We start from the raw sequence: 16,204 nt of genomic DNA, 5'->3' as shown, positions 1-16,204 counted from the left end.
GCGCCGTCCTCCGGCCGCCGTCCCGGGGCCGCGCTCAGAATCCCAGCTTGCGCAGCTGCTTCGGATCGCGCTGCCAGTCCTTGGCGACCTTCACATGCAGATCCAGGTAGACCGGCGTGCCCAGCAGTGCCTCGATGTGCTTGCGCGACTTCGTGCCCACGTCCTTGAGCCGCTTCCCCTTCGGGCCGATGATGATGCCCTTCTGGCTGGGCCGCTCGATGTAGACGTTCGCGTGGATGTCCAGCAGCGGTTTGTCCGCCGGCCGGTCCTCGCGCGGCAGCATCTCCTCGACGACGACCGCGATGGAGTGCGGCAGCTCGTCCCGCACGCCCTCCAGGGCGGCCTCCCGGATGAGCTCCGCGACCATGACCATCTCGGGCTCGTCGGTGAGGTCCCCCTCCGGGTAGAGCGGGGGGCTCTCGGGCAGGAGCGGCGCGATCAGGTCGGCGAGCAGGCCGACCTGCTGGTCCTTCACGGCCGAGACCGGGATGATCTCCGCCCACTCGAAGCCGAGCTCCTCGCCGAGGCGGGACACGGCCAGCAGCTGCTCGGCGAGCGCCTTGGAGTCGACCAGGTCGGTCTTGGTGATGATCGCGATCTTCGGGGTCTTCTTGATCCCGGCGAGTTCCTTGATGATGAACTTGTCACCGGGGCCGAGCTTCTGGTCGGCGGGCAGGCAGAAGCCGATGACGTCGACCTCGGCCCAGGTGGTCCGTACGACGTCGTTCAGCCGCTCCCCGAGCAGCGTGCGCGGCTTGTGGAGGCCGGGCGTGTCCACCAGGATCAGCTGGGCGTCGTCGCGGTGCACGATGCCCCGCACCGTGTGCCGGGTGGTCTGGGGGCGGTTGGACGTGATCGCCACCTTCTGACCGACCAGAGCGTTCGTGAGGGTGGACTTGCCCGCGTTGGGGCGGCCCACGAAGCAGGCGAAGCCGGCCCGGTGGGGGGCGGTGTTCTCAGCCTGCTGCGCAGCAGCTTCTGTGTTCGGTCGGGCGCTCATGGCGCCCATTCTCCCCGATCCGGGCGGCGCCGTTGCACAGCAGGGCGCCGCCGTCCCGGATCAGCCCGCCGCCACCGTGGACCGGAGCGCCCCGTCGGGCCCCGCGAGCAGCACGGGCGTGCCGGGCCCGCCCAGGTCACGCACGGCGGCCAGGTCGGCGTCCGATACGGTCTCCGCCCCGGAGACGACGGCCGCCGCCTCCAGGGACGTGGCACCGCTGGCCACCGCCATCGCGACGGCGGTCTGCAGCGCGCTGAGCTTCAGCGACTCCAGGGCCACGGTGCCGGCGGCGTACGTACGTCCCGTCTCGTCCCGGACCGCCGCGCCCTCGGGCACCGCGTTGCGGGCCCGGACGCTGCGAGCCAGGGTGACGATCTTGCGGTCCTCGGCGCCGAGGCCGGTGCTGTCGGTCATGTACTGAGCATACGAAGGGGGTACGGGCCCGCCCGACGACGGGGCCCCTTCACCCCGGGGCGGGCGCCTGCGGACGGCGCACCCGCAGCGGGCCCTACGGCCGGTCCAGGCGCAGGCGTTCCGCCTTGGGGAGCCCGGCCACCACCAGGTCGTAGCTGTCCTCCACGAGCTCCCGGACCATCCGGTCCGGGAGCCCGGAGACCGTCACGGTGTTCCAGTGCCGCTTGTTCAGGTGCCAACCGGGGACGATCGCGGCGTGCTCCTTACGGAGCCGCAGTGCCTCGTCCGGGTCGCACTTCAGGCTGACCGTCAGCGGCCGCGCGTCGAGCGCGCTGAGGGCGAACATCTTTCCCAGGACCTTGAAGACCGAGGCCTCGGGCCCGAAGGGGAATTCCTCGGTGCTCGCGTCGAACTCCAGGCAGAACGCGCGCAACTCCTGAGGAGTCATGCCGCTTCCACTCCCTCCGGTTCCACCAGCACCGTGACGATCTTGTTCCTGCGGCCCGCCGGGGACTCCGCCGTGAGGCGGAGCTTGCGCCCGTCGGGGAGGTCGACGAGGGAGGAGGCCCCGGAGATCGGGACCCGGCCCAGCGCCTTGGCCAGCAGACCGCCGACCGTTTCCACGTCCTCGTCGTCATAGGCGTCGAGGCCGAACAGCTCCCCGAGATCACCGATGTCGAGCCGGGCCGTCACCCGGAAGCAGCCGTTCTCCAGCTCCTGGACCGGCGGGAGTTCGCGGTCGTACTCGTCGGTGATCTCACCGACGATCTCCTCCAGGATGTCCTCGATGGTGACGATGCCGGCCGTGCCGCCGTACTCGTCGATGACGACGGCGACGTGGCTGCGGTCCTGCTGCATCTCGCGCAGCAGGTCACCGGCGTTCTTCGTGTCGGGGACGAACGCGGCGGGACGCATCGCCGTGGAGACCAGGTCGGCCTCCGCGTCCCGGTTGATGTGCGTCTTGCGGACCAGGTCCTTGAGGTAGACGATCCCGACGATGTCGTCCTCGTTCTCCCCGGTGACCGGGATGCGGGAGAAGCCGGAGCGCAGCGCGAGGGTCAGTGCCTGACGGACCGTCTTGTACCGCTCTATGCAGACCAGGTCGGTGCGGGGCACCATGACCTCGCGTACGAGGGTGTCGCCGAGCTCGAAGACCGAGTGCACCATGCGGCGCTCCTCGTCCTCGATGAGCGACTCCTGCTCGGCGAGGTCGACCATGGCGCGCAGTTCGGCCTCGCTCGCGAAGGGGCCCTTGCGGAAGCCCTTGCCCGGGGTCAGCGCGTTGCCCAGGAGGATCAGCAGCTGCGGGACCGGCCCCATGATCCTGGCCAGCGGCAGCAGGACGTACGCGGCGGCCGTGGCGGTGTTCAGCGGGTGCTGACGGCCGATGGTGCGCGGCGAGACCCCGATGGCGACGTAGCTGACGAGGACCATGACCCCCATGGCGAGGGCCAGGGCCTGCCAGGTCTCCTGGACTTCCTTGAGGCAGGCGTACGTGACGAGCACGCCGGCCGACATCTCGCAGGCCACCCTCACGAGCAGCGCCACGTTGAGATAGCGGGTGGGGTCGGCGGCGACCTGCTCCAGCTTGGCACTGCCGCGGCGCCCCGCCCGCACGGCCTCGGCCGCGCGGAAGCTCGACGTACGCGCGATCCCGGCCTCGGCGCAGGCCGCGAGCCAGCCGACGACGAGCAGCAGGACGGCGCCGGAGATGAGGGGGACGCTCACGAGACGGTGGGGGCGGGGGACGGACCGGTCAGACCGCGCTCACCGCGCCAGCCGTCGACGATGGCCGCCTGGAGGCCGAACATCTCGGCCTTCTCGTCCGGCTCCTCGTGGTCGTAACCGAGGAGGTGCAGCACGCCGTGGACCGTGAGGAGCTGGAGCTCCTCGTCCATGGAGTGCTGCGTCCCGGCCTCCTCGCCCTGCTTCTTCGCGACCTCCGGGCAGAGCACGATGTCACCGAGGAGCCCCTGCGGGGGCTCCTCGTCGTCCTTGGCCGGGGGGCGGAGTTCGTCCATCGGGAAGGACATGACATCCGTCGGGCCCGGAAGGTCCATCCACTGGATGTGGAGCTGTTCCATGGCGGCGGTGTCCACCACGATCACCGAAAGCTCGGACAGCGGATGGATCCGCATCCGGGCGAGCGCGTAGCGGGCGATGTCGAGGATCGCCTGCTCGTCGACCTCGGTTCCGGACTCGTTGTTGACGTCGATCGACATGGTGTGCTGCGGCTACTTCCCGTTGCGGCCCTTGGGGCCCTCTGCGTTGTCGTACTTCTCGTACGCGTCGACGATACGGCCGACGAGCTTGTGCCGGACGACATCCTGGGAGGTGAGCCTGGAGAAGTGCACGTCCGGGACGTCCTCCAGGATCTCCTGGACCTGGCGGAGACCGCTCCTGGTGCCGTTCGGGAGGTCGACCTGGGTGACGTCACCGGTGACGACGATCTTGGAGTCGAAGCCGAGGCGGGTGAGGAACATCTTCATCTGCTCGGCGCTGGTGTTCTGCGCCTCGTCCAGGATGATGAACGCGTCGTTCAGGGTCCGGCCCCGCATGTACGCCAGCGGTGCGACCTCGATCGTGCCCGCCGCCATGAGCCGGGGGATCGTGTCGGGGTCGAGCATGTCGTGCAGGGCGTCGTAGAGCGGGCGCAGATACGGGTCGATCTTGTCGAAGAGCGTGCCGGGCAGGAAGCCGAGCCGCTCCCCCGCCTCGACGGCGGGCCTGGTGAGGATGATCCGGCTGACCTGCTTGGACTGCAGGGCCTGGACCGCCTTGGCCATGGCGAGATAGGTCTTGCCGGTGCCCGCGGGGCCGATGCCGAAGACGATGGTGTGCTTGTCGATCGCGTCGACGTACCGCTTCTGGTTGAGCGTCTTGGGGCGGATCGTGCGGCCGCGGCTGGAGAGGATGTTCTGGGTGAGCACCTCGGCGGGGGTCTCGGCGACTTCCCCGTTGCCGTCCCCGCTCGCCCTGAGCATGGCGATCGAGCGTTCCACAGCGTCCTCCGTCATCGGCAGTCCGGTGCGGAGCACCAGCACCATCTCGTCGAACAGGCGCTGGATCAGGGCGACGTCCGCCGCGCTTCCAGTCGCGCTTATCTCGTTGCCCCGGACATGGATGTCGACGGCCGGGAACGCCGTTTCGATCACGCGCAGCAGCGAGTCGCCCGACCCCAGGAGCATCACCATGGGGTGTGCGGCCGGAATGCTGATCTGGGCGCGCGCCTGCGGCTGTGTAGGTGACTGAGTCATGGGCCGGCCCTCGGGCCTGCGCATACCTCCCGTTGCAGGGCCGTCGCTGCTCGACCGCCTCTGGACTACCAGCGTACGACTCCCCACCGACAACACCGAGAGGTTTTACCCGGTGATCATCAGCCCTTCACTGGCGGAAGCCGATGGTCGGGACGGCACGGCGCAGGGGCCATGTCCTGTTCGTGGTGGGCAGGAGCTCCTCCAGGAAGGCGTAGCGCTCCAGGGCTGCGGGGTCCTGGTCGGCCCAGGTGCGCACCTGCTGCCACCAGCCGCCGATCTCCGCCCATCCGGGCGCGGACAGTGATCCGCCGAACTCCTGCACCGACAGGGCCGCCGTCAGCCCGGCGAAGGCGAGGCGGTCGGCGAGCGGCCAGCCGGCCAGCGTCCCCGTGACGAACCCGGCCACGAAGACGTCGCCCGCTCCGGTGGGGTCCAGGGCCTCGACCTCGATGGCGGGCACCTCGGCGGCCGTGCCGGCCGCCCGGTCCACCGCGTAGGCGCCCTCCGCCCCCAGGGTGACCACGGCGAGGGGCACGCGTTCGGCCAGGGCGTGGGCGGCGGCGCGCGGGCAGTCGGTGCGGGTGTAGCGCATGGCCTCCTCGGCGTTGGGCAGGAAGGCCAGGCAGTGGCCGAGGTCGGGCAGGGCGTCCAGGTCCCAGCGGCCGGTCTCGTCCCAGCCGACGTCGGCGAAGACCATCGCGCCGTTCCGGGCGGCCGCCGCCACCCAGGGCTCGCTGCGGCCGGGGGTCAGTGAGGCGACGGCGGCGCGGGCGCGCGGGGGGCAGTGCGGGAACGTACGGCCGGGCACCGCGGACGTGGCGGGGGCCGGTGCCTCGTGACCGTGCGAGACCATCGTGCGCTCGCCCTCGTACGCCATGGAGACGGTGACGGGCGAGTGCCAGCCGGGGACGGTGTGCGACATGCTCAGATCGATGCCCTCGCCCTGTTCGAGGGCGTCCCAGCAGTACTCGCCGTAGTGGTCGTCGCCGAAGGCGGCGGCCAGCGAGGTGTGCAGGCCGAGGCGGGCGAGCGCGGTGGCCATGTTGGCGACGCCTCCGGGGCTGGAGCCCATCCCCCGGGCCCAGGACTCGGTGCCGCGCACCGGGGCGCTGTCCAGGCCGGTGAAGATGATGTCCAGGAAGACCGTGCCGGTCAGGAAGACGTCACAGGCGGGGTCCTGCGGGGCACGCAGCCCGAGCAGCGGGTCGATGCCTGGATCAGCTGTACTCACCGTGCGCTCCCGGCCGTGGCAGATCTGAACAGTGCGTGAGGGCCCCAGTGTGCCGGATCCGTTCTCCCGGTCCGATGACCCGCGCCGTACCGTGCACACTCCCTCCGACCTGCATAAACATGCGTTGCTACCCGGCCTGATGATGCATAAACCTCTACGTGACCCGGATCACATCGAGTCGGCTTTCCGTCATCGGGGCGCGCTTGATACAAATTGCCCCGCGAGCACCGTTCGGGACAGTTGACGACGAGTGCCGCTTCTCCTGCTTTTTCTCGCTCCACCCTCCCCTGCCTTGCCTCGCTCCACCCTCCCCTGCCTTACCTCTGCCTTGCCCCGCTCCGCCCTCCCCCTCCTTCTGCCTCCTCCGGCATGTCCTCAGGAACGCCCATGTCCTCGCGCCCTCGCGCCGCGTGGCCCCTGGTTGCCGTCTTCACCGCCGGTTACCTCGCCGCCTATCTGCTCCCCACCATCGTCGGCCGCCTCAGCACCTATCTGGGGCTGAGCCCGGCCCAGGCCGGTCTGGTCGGCAGCGCCCTGCTGCTCAGCTCGGCCTCGGCCGGCTTCGCGCTGGCGGGGCGCGTCGAGAGATACGGGTCGCGGAGATCCGCGCGTGCGGGGCTGCTGCTCGCCGCGCTCGGCTACGGCTGCGCGGCGCTGACCACCTCGGTGCCGCTGGTGATCGCGGGGGTCGTGGTCGGTGGCTTCGGCTCCGGTACGGCGACCGCCGTCGCGGCGTCCGGCATCGCCGCGCAGCGCGATCCGCACCGGACCTCTTCGCTCGGGCTGCTCAGCGTCTCGGCGACGGCGGGCGCCCTCTATCTGACGGTCCCCCACCTGGACGGTGGCCATCGGCTGCCGTTCGCCTCCATCGCGCTGGTCGCCCTGCTCGTCTGGCCCGCCACCTCCCGGCTGGGCGGTTCCACGGCCGTCGGCGGGACCTCGCCCGTGCAGGGACGGCTGCCGCACCGGCGGTCGGGTCTGGTGCTGGCGGGCGGGATGCTCGTCTGGTCCATGGCGCAGAACGCCCTGTGGGGTGTGAGCAGCCGCATCGGCGCCGACCAGGTGGGGCTCTCCGAGGTGACCGTGGGTGCCGTGTTCGCCGCCGCGCTGGGCGCGGGACTGCTGGGCGTCATGGGTGCCGGCGTGCTGGGGGCCCGGCTCGGGCGGGCGGTGCCGATCGGCGTCGGCACGATGATCATCGCGGGGAGCATCGTGCTCAGCTCCTCGGCCGAGGACCTGGGGTCGTTCGCGACCGGGGAGATCGTATGGAACACCTTCTACCCGGTGGTCCTGTCGTATCTGATCGGGCTGGCGGCCTCGCTGGACGTGCGCGGCCGCTGGGCGGTTCTGGCGGGCTCGGCCTCGTCCGTCGGCACGGCCTGCGGCCCCCTGCTCGGCAGTGTGCTGTCCGAGCAGGCGGGCTACGCGGTGATGGGCCTGGTCCTGGGGGCCGCGACCCTCCTGGTCGCGGCCCCCGTCACCGCGGTGGCCCTGCACACCGGCGGACGCCCGCTGGTGCCCGGTTCCGTCCGGCGCAGGGGCGGTGCCCCGGCCGCCCTCCTCGCCGCCACGACCAACAGCCTGTCCGGCGCCGTGCCCAAGCTGGGCGCACCGGAGCAGGCGGTCGCGGAGATCAGCGTGCCCGCACTGCGGCGCAGGCGGCTGGTGCGGAGCGCGTTCCGGACGGCGGGTCCGGCCGGCGGCGCCGGTCAGTCGAACGCGTACGCCTCGACCTCGGAGAGGTAACGCGCCCTGCGCTCCTCGTCGTGGTCGAGGAAGGCCGCCTCGAAGGAGTTGCGGGCCAGGGTGCGCAGCTGCTCGCGGTCCAGGCCGAGCGCCTCGTGCACGGCCTGGAAGGTATCTCCGACGTATCCGCCGAAGTAGGCGGGGTCGTCGGAGTTCACCGTACAGAGCAGGCCGGCGTCCATCATGGTCCGCAGCGGGTGCTGTTCGAGTACGTCGACGGCGCGCAGCCTGACGTTGGAGAGCGGGCAGAGCGTCAGCGGGATCCGCTCGGAGACCAGCCGGTCCACCAGCTCCGGGTCCTCCATGCAGCGCAGGCCGTGGTCGATCCGCTCGACGCCGAGGATGTCCAGGGCCTCCCGGATGTACTCCGGCGGACCCTCCTCCCCGGCGTGGGCGACCTTGCGCAGGCCGAGGGCCGTGGCCGCCGCGTACACCTCGCGGAACTTCGCGGGCGGGTGGCCGACCTCGGCGGAGTCGAGGCCCACGGCGCTGATGCGGTGCAGGTACGGCTTCGCGGCCTCCAGGGTCTCCAGGGCCGACTCGGCGGACTCGTCACGCAGGAAGCACATGATCAACTGGGTGGAGATGCCGTGCGTCTCCTCGCTGCGGTCCAGTGCCCTGCCGAGTCCTTCGACCACGGTGCCGATCGGGACGCCGCGGCCGGTGTGGGCCTGCGGGTCGAAGAAGATCTCCGCGTGCCGGACGCCCTGGGCCGCGGCGCGGGCGAGGTAGGCGTCGGCCAGTTCGGCGAAGTCCTCCTCGGTGCGCAGCACCGTCATGAGGGCGTAGTAGAGATCGAGGAAGCTCTGCAGGTCGTCGAAGAGGTAGGCGGTGCGCAGCTCTTCGGTGTCCGCGTAGGGCAGCTCGACGCCGTTGCGTGCGGCGAGCGCGAAGGCGAGCTCGGGTTCGAGGGTGCCTTCGATGTGGAGGTGGAGTTCGGCTTTGGGGAGGTGCACGGGGTTCTCGTTACGTGTGACGGGTGGGTACCGGGACCCGGATCAGGTCCTGGGCGATGGTCAGTTCGCCTTCGAAGCCGGCTGCCCTGGCCTGGCGCTCGAAGGCATCGGGGTCGGTGTAGCGCTGGGAGAAGTGCGTCAGCACGAGGTGCCGTACGCCCGACTCCTTCGCCACCCGGGCCGCCTGCCCGGCGGTGAGGTGGCCGTGGTCGGCGGCGAGCCGGCTGTCCTCGTCGAGGAACGTCGACTCGATGACCAGCATGTCGCATCCCTCGGCGAGGGCGAACGCGCCGTCGCAGAGCCGGGTGTCCATGACGAACGCGAAGCGCTGTCCGCGCCGGGTCACGGAGACCTCTTCCAGCGGGATGCCGCGCAGGGACCCCTCCCGCTGGATCCGTCCGACGTCGGGCCCGCCGATGCCGTGCGCGGCGAGCTTCGCGGGCAGCATGCGCAGCCGGTCGGGCTCGGTGAGGCGGTAGCCGTAGGCCTCGACGGGGTGCGAGAGCCGGTGGCTGTCGAGGGTGTACGCGCCGGTGGTGGCGAGGACGCCGTCGGCGGCGACCGGGGCCTCGGTGAGCTCGACCGATTCGCGGTACGCGGTCGAGTACCGCAGCCGGTCGAAGAAGCGCTGTCCGCTCGCCGGGAAGTGCGCCGTGACGGGGTGCGGGACCTGGTCCAGGTTGATCCGCTGGATCACCCCCGCCAGGCCCAGCGCGTGATCGCCGTGGAAGTGCGTGACGCAGATCCGGTTGATGTCGTGCGCGGCGACGCCCGCCCGCAGCATCTGCCGCTGGGTGCCCTCGCCGGGGTCGAAGAGGATGCCCTCGCCGTCCCAGCGCAGCAGATAGCCGTTGTGGTTGCGGTGGCGGGTCGGCACCTGGCTGGCGGTGCCGAGGACCACGAGTTCTCGTACGGACACGGGGAGCGGCTGGCTATCCGGGGGGCCACTGCATCCCGCGGCCGCCCAGGACGTGGGCGTGCGCGTGGAAGACGGTCTGCCCGGCGCCCGCGCCGGTGTTGAGGACGATGCGGTAGCCGGTCCCGGCGATCTCCTCGTCGGCGGCGACGAGCCCGGCCTCGCGCAGCACGTCGGCGGCGACCTCGGGCTCGGCGGCGGCGAGCGAGGCGGCGTCCGGGTGGTGCGCCTTGGGGATGACCAGGACGTGCGTCGGGGCCTGGGGGTTTATGTCGCGGAAGGCGAGGGTCGTCGCGCTCTCGCGGACGACGGTCGCCGGGATCTCCCCCGCAACGATCCTGCAGAACAGGCAGTCGGTCTGCGGCTCTCCCGCCATGGCCCGGCCTCCTCGGTCGTTCGGTCCTCGTGATCAGTACACCGGCATGCTATCCGGCCGGACGGGACGGGGCGGCTCTCAGCTCCAGCGCCCGGTGCGTCCCATCAGCAGGGCCGCCGCGGCCGTCCCCGCGGTCGAGGTGCGCAGCACGCTGGGGCCGAGCCGGTACGGGGGCGCCCCCGCCTCGGCGAAGGCGGTCAGCTCCTGGGGCGAGACCCCGCCCTCCGGGCCCACGACCAGCACGATCGTGCCGTGGGCGGGGAGGGAAGCGGTGGCGAGCGGCTCGCTGCCGCTGTCGCGGTCCTCGTGCAGGACGCCCGCGAAGTCCGCCCCGGCCAGCAGGGCGGCGACCTGCTTGGTCGTCATGGCCCCGGCCACCTCGGGGAAGCGCACCCGGCGCGACTGCTTGCCCGCCTCGCGTGCGGTGCTGCGCCACTTGGCGAGGGACTTCAGCCCGCGCTCGCCCTTCCACTGCGTGATGCAGCGCGCGGCCTGCCAGGGCACGATCGCGTCGACGCCCGTCTCGGTCATCGTCTCCACGGCGAGCTCACCGCGGTCGCCCTTGGGCAGCGCCTGGACGACGGTGATCGACGGGGTGGGGGCGGGCTCCTCGTGCACCTGCTCCAGGCCGCCGACGACGAGCCGGTCCTTGCCCTCGGCCGCCCGTACGACGCCTTCCGCCCAGCGGCCCCGCCCGTCGGTCAGGACGACGTCCTCCCCCGGGTTCAGCCGCTTCACGGACACGGCGTGCCGCCCCTCGGGACCGTCCAGGACGAACTCAGGCCCGCTGACCAGCTGTTCGACGACGAAGACCGGTGCCGTCACCGGGCACTCCTCACACTCACGGCCGCACACGCGGCTTCCGTCTCGGCGACGAGCAGATCCACGAGTTCCCCGGCGGGCAGCTCGCGTGCCAGCCGGTGGCCCTGGCCCGCCCACAGAGCCATGCCCTGGGCGTCCTCGCTCCGGGCGGCGGCCTTGCGCAGCCCGCTGGTCAGCTGGTGCACCTGCGGGTAGGCGGCGGGGGCGTACGGGCCGTGCTCCCGGACGAACCGGTTGACGAGCCCGCGCGCGGGGCGGCCCGAGAAGGCCCGGGTCAGGGCCGTCGTCACGAACAGCGGGTTCGTCAGGGCCTGTTTGTGCAGCGGGTGCGCCCCCGACTCGGGGCAGGGCAGGAACGCCGTACCGAGCTGCGCCGCGTCGGCGCCGGCCGCCAGGACCGCGGCGATCTGGGAGCCGCGCATCAGCCCGCCCGCCGCGACGACCGGCAGCCGCACGGACTCGCGGACCTCGGTGATCAGGCAGAGCAGTCCGGTGCCGGTGAGGCCGCCCTGCGGGTCGTCGCGGTGCGTGGACTGGTGACCGCCGGCCTCGGTTCCCTGGACGCAGACGGCGTCGGCGCCCGCCCACTGCGCGTTGCGCGCCTCCTGGGCCGAGGTGACCGTGACGACGGTGGACGTCCCGGCGGCGGCGAACGCTTCGAGGACTTCCCGGGCGGGGCACCCGAAGGTGAAGGAGACCACGGGGACGGGGTCCTCCAGGAGGATCGCGACCTTGGCCTCGTAGCCGTCGTCACCGCAGGCGTCCGGGTCGCCCAGAGGGGTCTCGTACCAGGAGGCCTCACCGGCGAGCTGGTGGCTGTAGACCTCGACGGCGCCGGCGTCGGCGACCAGGGGCTGCGGCATGAAGAGGTTGACGCCGAAGGGCCGGCCGGTCATCCTCCGGAGCTGCTTGACCTCGTTGTACATCCCGTCCGCCGTCTTGTAGCCGGCGGCGAGGAAACCGAGCCCTCCGGCCTCGGTGACGGCGGCGGCCAGCTCCGGGCGTGACACACCGCCCGCCATGGGGGCCTGCACGATCGGGTGCCGGCAGAGGTCGGTCAGGGCCAAGGACATGACCGCATCGTGCCACGTCCGGCGGATCGTGCCGAATCAGCCCTTTCACCCGGCGGACGGCCGCCGCGCACACCGCGCCGCCCGCCGGTACGGGACCGGCGGGCGGTGGGACGAGAGGGGTCAGCGGCCGTTGAAGGCGTCCTTCAGCCGGGAGAAGAGGCCCTGCTGTCCCGGCTGGAACTGACCCGTGGGCCGCTCCTCGCCGCGCAGCTTCGCCAGCTCCCGCAGGAGGCGCTCCTGCTCGGGGTCCATCTTCGTCGGGGTCATGACCTCGACGTGCACGATGAGGTCACCGCGTCCGCCGCCGCGCAGATGCGTGATGCCGCGCCCGTGCAGCGGGACCGACTGGCCGGACTGGGTGCCCGGCCTGATGTCGATCTCCTCCAGGCCGTCGAGCGTCTCCAGCGGCACCTGGGTGCCGAGCGCCGCGGCCGTCATCGGGATGGTGACCGTGCAGTGCAGGTCGTCACCCCGCCGCTGGAACACGGCGTGGGAGAGCTCGTGGATCTCGACGTACAGGTCGCCGGCGGGACCGCCGCCGGGGCCGACCTCGCCCTCGCCCGCGAGCTGGATCCGGGTGCCGTTGTCGACACCGGCGGGGATCTTCACGGTCAGGGTGCGCCGCGAGCGGATGCGGCCGTCACCGGCGCACTCGGGGCACGGCGTGGGGACGACCGTGCCGAAGCCCTGGCACTGCGGGCAGGGCCGCGAGGTCATGACCTGGCCGAGGAAGGACCGGGTGACCTGGGAGACCTCACCGCGGCCGCGGCACATGTCACAGGTCTGCGCGGAGGTGCCGGGTGCGGCGCCCTCGCCGCTGCAGGTCGTACAGACGACCGCCGTGTCGACCTGGATGTCCTTGGTCGTGCCGAAGGCCGCCTCGTTGAGGTCGATCTCCAGCCGGATCATCGCGTCCTGGCCGCGGCGGGTCCGCGAACGGGGCCCGCGCTGCGCGGCGTTGCCGAAGAACGCGTCCATGATGTCGCTGAAGTTGCCGAAGCCGCCGGCTCCGAACCCTCCCGCGCCACCGCCGCCCGAGGCGGACAGCGGGTCGCCGCCGAGGTCGTAGACCTGCTTCTTCTGCGGGTCCGACAGCACCTCGTAAGCGGCGTTGATCTCCTTGAACCGCTCCTGGGTCTTCGGATCCGGGTTGACATCCGGGTGCAGCTCGCGGGCGAGCCGACGGAATGCCTTCTTGATCTCGTCCTGAGATGCGTCGCGGCGCACGCCTAGTACGGCGTAGTAGTCGGTGGCCACTTACGAATCCGCCAGGATCTGTCCGACGTAACGTGCCACTGCGCGTACCGCTCCCATCGTTCCGGGGTAGTCCATGCGGGTCGGTCCGACCACGCCGAGTTTGGCGACTGCCTCGTCGCCCGAACCGTAGCCGACCGCGACGACGGACGTGGCGTTGAGGCCCTCGTGGGCGTTCTCGTGCCCGATCCGTACGGTCATGCCCGAATCCGTTGCCTCACCGAGCAGCTTCAGCAGCACGACCTGCTCCTCCAATGCCTCCAGCACCGGCCGGATCATCACAGGGAAGTCGTGCCCGAAGCGGGTGAGGTTGGAGGTGCCGCCGATGATCAGCCGCTCCTCCGTCTCTTCGACCAGAGTCTCCAGGAGGACGGAGAGCACCGTGGATACGGTTCCCCGGTCCTCGGTCTCGAAGGACTCCGGCAGGTCCTGCACCAGCCGGGGGACGTCCGCGAAGCGTCGTCCGACGACCCGGCTGTTGAGCCGGGCCCGCAGATCGGCCAGTGACGTGTCACCGAACGGCGCAGGACAGTCGATCATACGCTGTTCGACCCGGCCCGTGTCCGTGATCAGGACGAGCATCAGCCGGGCCGGAGCCAGCGACAGCAGCTCCACGTGCCGGACCGTCGACCGGGTCAGCGAGGGGTACTGCACGACGGCGACCTGCCTGGTCAGCTGCGCGAGCAGCCGGACCGTGCGGCCCACCACGTCGTCGAGGTCGACCGCGCCGTCGAGGAAATTCTGGATGGCCCGGCGCTCCGGCGACGACAGGGGCTTGACGCCCGCGAGCTTGTCGACGAAGAGACGGTAGCCCTTGTCCGTCGGGATGCGCCCCGCACTCGTGTGCGGCTGCGCGATGAAGCCCTCGTCCTCCAGCACCGCCATGTCGTTGCGGACAGTCGCCGGGGAGACCCCGAGGCTGTGCCGCTCCGTGAGCGCCTTGGAGCCGACGGGCTCCTCGGTGCCGACGTAGTCCTGGACGATGGCGCGCAGCACTTCGAGTCTGCGTTCACTGAGCACCGCGCACACCTCCAGCTGTGGTTCTCCGGCGTCTGCCTGGCACTCTGTGCGTTCGAGTGCCAGCGTTCCCCCCGGTCAGTGTACGGGGGCGGGGTGGGGCGGGGGCAAGGGCGACCGGCCACGCCGTCACAGGACCGCGCAGGCCGTTGCCGATAGCGTCGTCGTATGGACGTCTCTTGGGAAGAGTTCGGGTGGGAGCGGTTGGGTGACAGTGCGGGGCGGCGGCGCCTTCCCGTCTGGGACGCGACCGCCGCGCTGGTGGCGGGGACGGACGCCGTGCTGCTCCACGACACCGGTTCGACGCTGCGGGAGGGCGTCGAGCTGCGGACCCAGGCGGAGGCCCTGCTGGGCCGGAGAGTGACGCATATCGCACTGAGCCATCCGCACTTCGACCATGTGCTGGGGACCGCCGCGTTCTCCGGGGCGGAGGTCTACGGGGCGGTCGGCACGGCGGACCTCCTGGAGCGGGGCGCCGAGGAGCTGCGCGCGGACGCGCTGCGGCACGGGATGGGTGAGGCGGACGCCACAGCGGCCACGGACGCCCTGGTGGTTCCGCGGCATCAGGTGAGCGGCGAGTGGACGCTCGACCTCGGCGGCGGATTCCAGGTGCTGCTGGCCAATGTGGGCCCCGGTCACAGCGGGCACGACCTCGCGGTGCTGGTGCCGGGCTCCCCCGTCGTGGTGCTCTGCGGCGATCTGGTCGAGGAGTCCGGTGAACCGCAGGCGGGCGGGGACGCGGTCCCCTCGCACTGGCCGGCCGCGCTGGACCGGCTGCTGGAGCTGGGCGGCGAGGACGCGCTGTACGTACCGGGGCACGGGGCGGTGGTGGACGCGGCGTTCGTGCGGGCGCAGCGCGACCGACTGGCCCGGCGCTTCGGCGTGTCGTGAACGGGCCCCCGATTATCGTCGTGCCATGCGCAGCTATCAGCCGGATCTGACCCCGCCGTGGAAGAAGTCCGCCCCCGCCCCCGAGGTCCCCGCCGAGCCCGATCTGGTCGTCGAGGAGGCCGTCACCGGATTCTGCGGGGCGGTGGTCCGGTGCGAGAAGACGGCCCAGGGGCCGGCGGTCACGCTGGAGGACCGTTTCGGCAAGCACCGGGTCTTCCCGATGGAGCCGCGCGGCTTCCTGCTGGAGGGCAAGGTGGTCACCCTCGTGCGCCCGCCGGCCGGCGGCCCCGCCCGTCCTTCCCGTACGGCCTCCGGCTCGGTGGCGGTTCCCGGGGCGCGGGCGCGGGTGGCGCGGGCGGGCCGGATCTACGTCGAGGGCCGGCACGACGCCGAGCTCGTCGAGCGGGTCTGGGGCGACGACCTCCGCATCGAGGGCGTGGTGGTGGAGTACCTGGAGGGCGTCGACGACCTCCCGTCGATCGTGCGGGAGTTCGCCCCCGGGCCGGACGCCCGGCTCGGTGTCCTGGTCGACCATCTGGTGCCCGGTTCCAAGGAGTCCCGTATCGCCGCTCAGGTGACCGACCCGCACGTGCTGGTGGTGGGGCACCCGTACATCGATGTCTGGGAGGCCGTGAAACCGTCGTCCGTGGGCATCCCCGGGTGGCCGGCGGTGCCGCGCGGGCAGGACTGGAAGACGGGCGTGTGCCGGGCGCTGGGCTGGCCGGAGAACACCGGAGCGGCCTGGCAGCACATTCTTTCCAAGGTCAACTCCTACAAGGACCTGGAACCTCAACTGCTGGGCCGTGTCGAGGAATTGATCGACTTCGTCACCCTCCCTGCCTGACGCCCGGGACCGGCCGGGAAGGATCCGGTACCGATCCCCGTGAACACCTGCGCCGCACACGCATCATCCGTTATTGAGGGGTGAGGGCACGTCCGGGCACAGGGGGAGGCACGGGGCGGATGGCGCGCGAAGTGTGGCGGGACAGTGCGGAGAACGAGGCGGCCTCCGCCGTCTTCCACCTCATGCAGCAGCTGATCGACCGGTACCGGGTCAACCGGCCGGTGATGCCTCTGGTGGTGGCGCAGGCGCAGGACGCTTCCGCCGGGCCGGAGATCGACGGCCGGGTCGAGCAGATCGTCCACCAGGTCCACCGGGCGAACCAGCTGCGCCGGGTCCCGGTGAAGCTGCTCGACGGCGCCGGCGCCACCCCGTACGAAGCGGCGCTGTCCATGGTCCGTACCCTCACC

General features: G+C 71.6%; 17 protein-coding genes and 1 pseudogene. 4 read left to right on the top strand and 14 right to left on the bottom strand.

What is annotated here, in order from left to right:
- Nucleotides 1-34 precede the first annotated feature (34 nt).
- The 7 genes from era to VN520_RS00360 all read right to left on the bottom strand — a co-directional run bounded on the left by era (nt 35) and on the right by VN520_RS00360 (nt 5,902).
- Nucleotides 35-1,009, bottom strand: coding sequence for a GTPase Era (gene era, locus VN520_RS00390; protein WP_325744780.1), 975 nt, complete (start codon nt 1,007-1,009; stop codon nt 35-37).
- Between the two features lie 51 nt (nt 1,010-1,060).
- The gene (locus tag VN520_RS00385) at nt 1,061-1,414 is read right to left on the bottom strand and encodes a cytidine deaminase (RefSeq protein WP_325744779.1); all 354 of its coding nucleotides are present in this window, start codon (nt 1,412-1,414) and stop codon (nt 1,061-1,063) included.
- A gap of 94 nt (nt 1,415-1,508) precedes the next feature.
- Nucleotides 1,509-1,862, bottom strand: a complete 354-nt coding sequence (locus VN520_RS00380; RefSeq protein ID WP_325744778.1) for an MmcQ/YjbR family DNA-binding protein — start codon at nt 1,860-1,862, stop codon at nt 1,509-1,511.
- Nucleotides 1,859-3,142 carry a hemolysin family protein gene (locus VN520_RS00375; RefSeq protein ID WP_325744777.1) on the bottom strand — a complete coding sequence of 428 codons (1,284 nt, stop codon included), beginning with the start codon at nt 3,140-3,142 and terminating at the stop codon, nt 1,859-1,861. The genes VN520_RS00380 and VN520_RS00375 overlap by 4 nt, the downstream gene beginning before the upstream one ends.
- Nucleotides 3,139-3,636 (bottom strand): rRNA maturation RNase YbeY, encoded by a 498-nt coding sequence (gene ybeY / locus VN520_RS00370; RefSeq protein WP_325744776.1) that lies wholly within the window; start codon nt 3,634-3,636, stop codon nt 3,139-3,141. Before ybeY ends, VN520_RS00375 begins: the two co-directional genes overlap by 4 nt.
- A gap of 12 nt (nt 3,637-3,648) precedes the next feature.
- Nucleotides 3,649-4,671 (bottom strand): PhoH family protein, encoded by a 1,023-nt coding sequence (locus tag VN520_RS00365; protein WP_325744775.1) that lies wholly within the window; start codon nt 4,669-4,671, stop codon nt 3,649-3,651.
- Between the two features lie 127 nt (nt 4,672-4,798).
- Nucleotides 4,799-5,902, bottom strand: a complete 1,104-nt coding sequence (locus VN520_RS00360; protein ID WP_325744774.1) for a carbohydrate kinase family protein — start codon at nt 5,900-5,902, stop codon at nt 4,799-4,801.
- Nucleotides 5,903-6,289: 387 nt separating this feature from the next.
- Here VN520_RS00360 and VN520_RS00355 point away from each other — a divergent pair, with 387 nt between their 5' ends.
- The gene (locus VN520_RS00355) at nt 6,290-7,648 is read left to right on the top strand and encodes an MFS transporter (protein WP_325744773.1); all 1,359 of its coding nucleotides are present in this window, start codon (nt 6,290-6,292) and stop codon (nt 7,646-7,648) included.
- Here VN520_RS00355 and VN520_RS00350 read toward each other — a convergent pair.
- The 7 genes from VN520_RS00350 to hrcA form a co-directional block, all read right to left on the bottom strand.
- Nucleotides 7,612-8,604, bottom strand: a complete 993-nt coding sequence (locus VN520_RS00350; protein WP_325744772.1) for an adenosine deaminase — start codon at nt 8,602-8,604, stop codon at nt 7,612-7,614. The genes VN520_RS00355 and VN520_RS00350 overlap by 37 nt on opposite strands.
- Before the next feature lie 10 nt (nt 8,605-8,614).
- Complete coding sequence (locus VN520_RS00345; RefSeq protein WP_325744771.1) at nt 8,615-9,523, bottom strand: ribonuclease Z; 909 nt, start codon at nt 9,521-9,523, stop codon at nt 8,615-8,617.
- Between the two features lie 13 nt (nt 9,524-9,536).
- A complete protein-coding gene (locus VN520_RS00340) occupies nt 9,537-9,896 on the bottom strand; it encodes a histidine triad nucleotide-binding protein (protein ID WP_325744770.1) in 360 nt (119 codons plus the stop codon).
- Nucleotides 9,897-9,974: 78 nt separating this feature from the next.
- Nucleotides 9,975-10,721: a 16S rRNA (uracil(1498)-N(3))-methyltransferase gene (locus tag VN520_RS00335; protein ID WP_325744769.1), complete on the bottom strand. Its 747-nt coding sequence runs from the start codon at nt 10,719-10,721 to the stop codon at nt 9,975-9,977.
- Nucleotides 10,718-11,791 (bottom strand): nitronate monooxygenase, encoded by a 1,074-nt coding sequence (locus VN520_RS00330; RefSeq protein WP_325744768.1) that lies wholly within the window; start codon nt 11,789-11,791, stop codon nt 10,718-10,720. Before VN520_RS00330 ends, VN520_RS00335 begins: the two co-directional genes overlap by 4 nt.
- Nucleotides 11,792-11,911: 120 nt before the next feature.
- Nucleotides 11,912-13,048, bottom strand: coding sequence for a molecular chaperone DnaJ (gene dnaJ, locus VN520_RS00325; RefSeq protein ID WP_325744767.1), 1,137 nt, complete (start codon nt 13,046-13,048; stop codon nt 11,912-11,914).
- Complete coding sequence (gene hrcA, locus VN520_RS00320) at nt 13,049-14,065, bottom strand: heat-inducible transcriptional repressor HrcA (protein ID WP_325744766.1); 1,017 nt, start codon at nt 14,063-14,065, stop codon at nt 13,049-13,051.
- Nucleotides 14,066-14,230: 165 nt separating this feature from the next.
- Between hrcA and VN520_RS00315 the strand changes: the two genes are divergently transcribed.
- The 3 genes and pseudogenes from VN520_RS00315 to VN520_RS00305 form a co-directional block, all read left to right on the top strand.
- Nucleotides 14,231-14,953 carry an MBL fold metallo-hydrolase gene (locus VN520_RS00315; protein ID WP_325744765.1) on the top strand — a complete coding sequence of 241 codons (723 nt, stop codon included), beginning with the start codon at nt 14,231-14,233 and terminating at the stop codon, nt 14,951-14,953.
- A gap of 25 nt (nt 14,954-14,978) precedes the next feature.
- Complete coding sequence (locus tag VN520_RS00310) at nt 14,979-15,797, top strand: DUF3097 domain-containing protein (RefSeq protein ID WP_325744764.1); 819 nt, start codon at nt 14,979-14,981, stop codon at nt 15,795-15,797.
- A gap of 119 nt (nt 15,798-15,916) precedes the next feature.
- Nucleotides 15,917-16,204: pseudogene (locus VN520_RS00305) on the top strand (hypothetical protein); the annotation flags it as partial.

The organism is Streptomyces sp., from assembly GCF_035563135.1.
Lineage (GTDB): Bacteria > Actinomycetota > Actinomycetes > Streptomycetales > Streptomycetaceae > Streptomyces.
This window is presented reverse-complemented; position numbering and strand designations above follow the sequence as displayed.

Coding starts and splice junctions, on each gene's coding strand:
- era (WP_325744780.1), bottom strand. CDS start 1,009: ATGGGCGCCATGAGCGCCCGACCGAACACAGAAGCTGCTGCGCAGCAG.
- VN520_RS00385 (WP_325744779.1), bottom strand. CDS start 1,414: ATGACCGACAGCACCGGCCTCGGCGCCGAGGACCGCAAGATCGTCACC.
- VN520_RS00380 (WP_325744778.1), bottom strand. CDS start 1,862: ATGACTCCTCAGGAGTTGCGCGCGTTCTGCCTGGAGTTCGACGCGAGC.
- ybeY (WP_325744776.1), bottom strand. CDS start 3,636: ATGTCGATCGACGTCAACAACGAGTCCGGAACCGAGGTCGACGAGCAG.
- VN520_RS00365 (WP_325744775.1), bottom strand. CDS start 4,671: ATGACTCAGTCACCTACACAGCCGCAGGCGCGCGCCCAGATCAGCATT.
- VN520_RS00355 (WP_325744773.1), top strand. CDS start 6,290: ATGTCCTCGCGCCCTCGCGCCGCGTGGCCCCTGGTTGCCGTCTTCACC.
- VN520_RS00340 (WP_325744770.1), bottom strand. CDS start 9,896: ATGGCGGGAGAGCCGCAGACCGACTGCCTGTTCTGCAGGATCGTTGCG.
- VN520_RS00330 (WP_325744768.1), bottom strand. CDS start 11,791: ATGTCCTTGGCCCTGACCGACCTCTGCCGGCACCCGATCGTGCAGGCC.
- VN520_RS00315 (WP_325744765.1), top strand. CDS start 14,231: ATGGACGTCTCTTGGGAAGAGTTCGGGTGGGAGCGGTTGGGTGACAGT.
- VN520_RS00310 (WP_325744764.1), top strand. CDS start 14,979: ATGCGCAGCTATCAGCCGGATCTGACCCCGCCGTGGAAGAAGTCCGCC.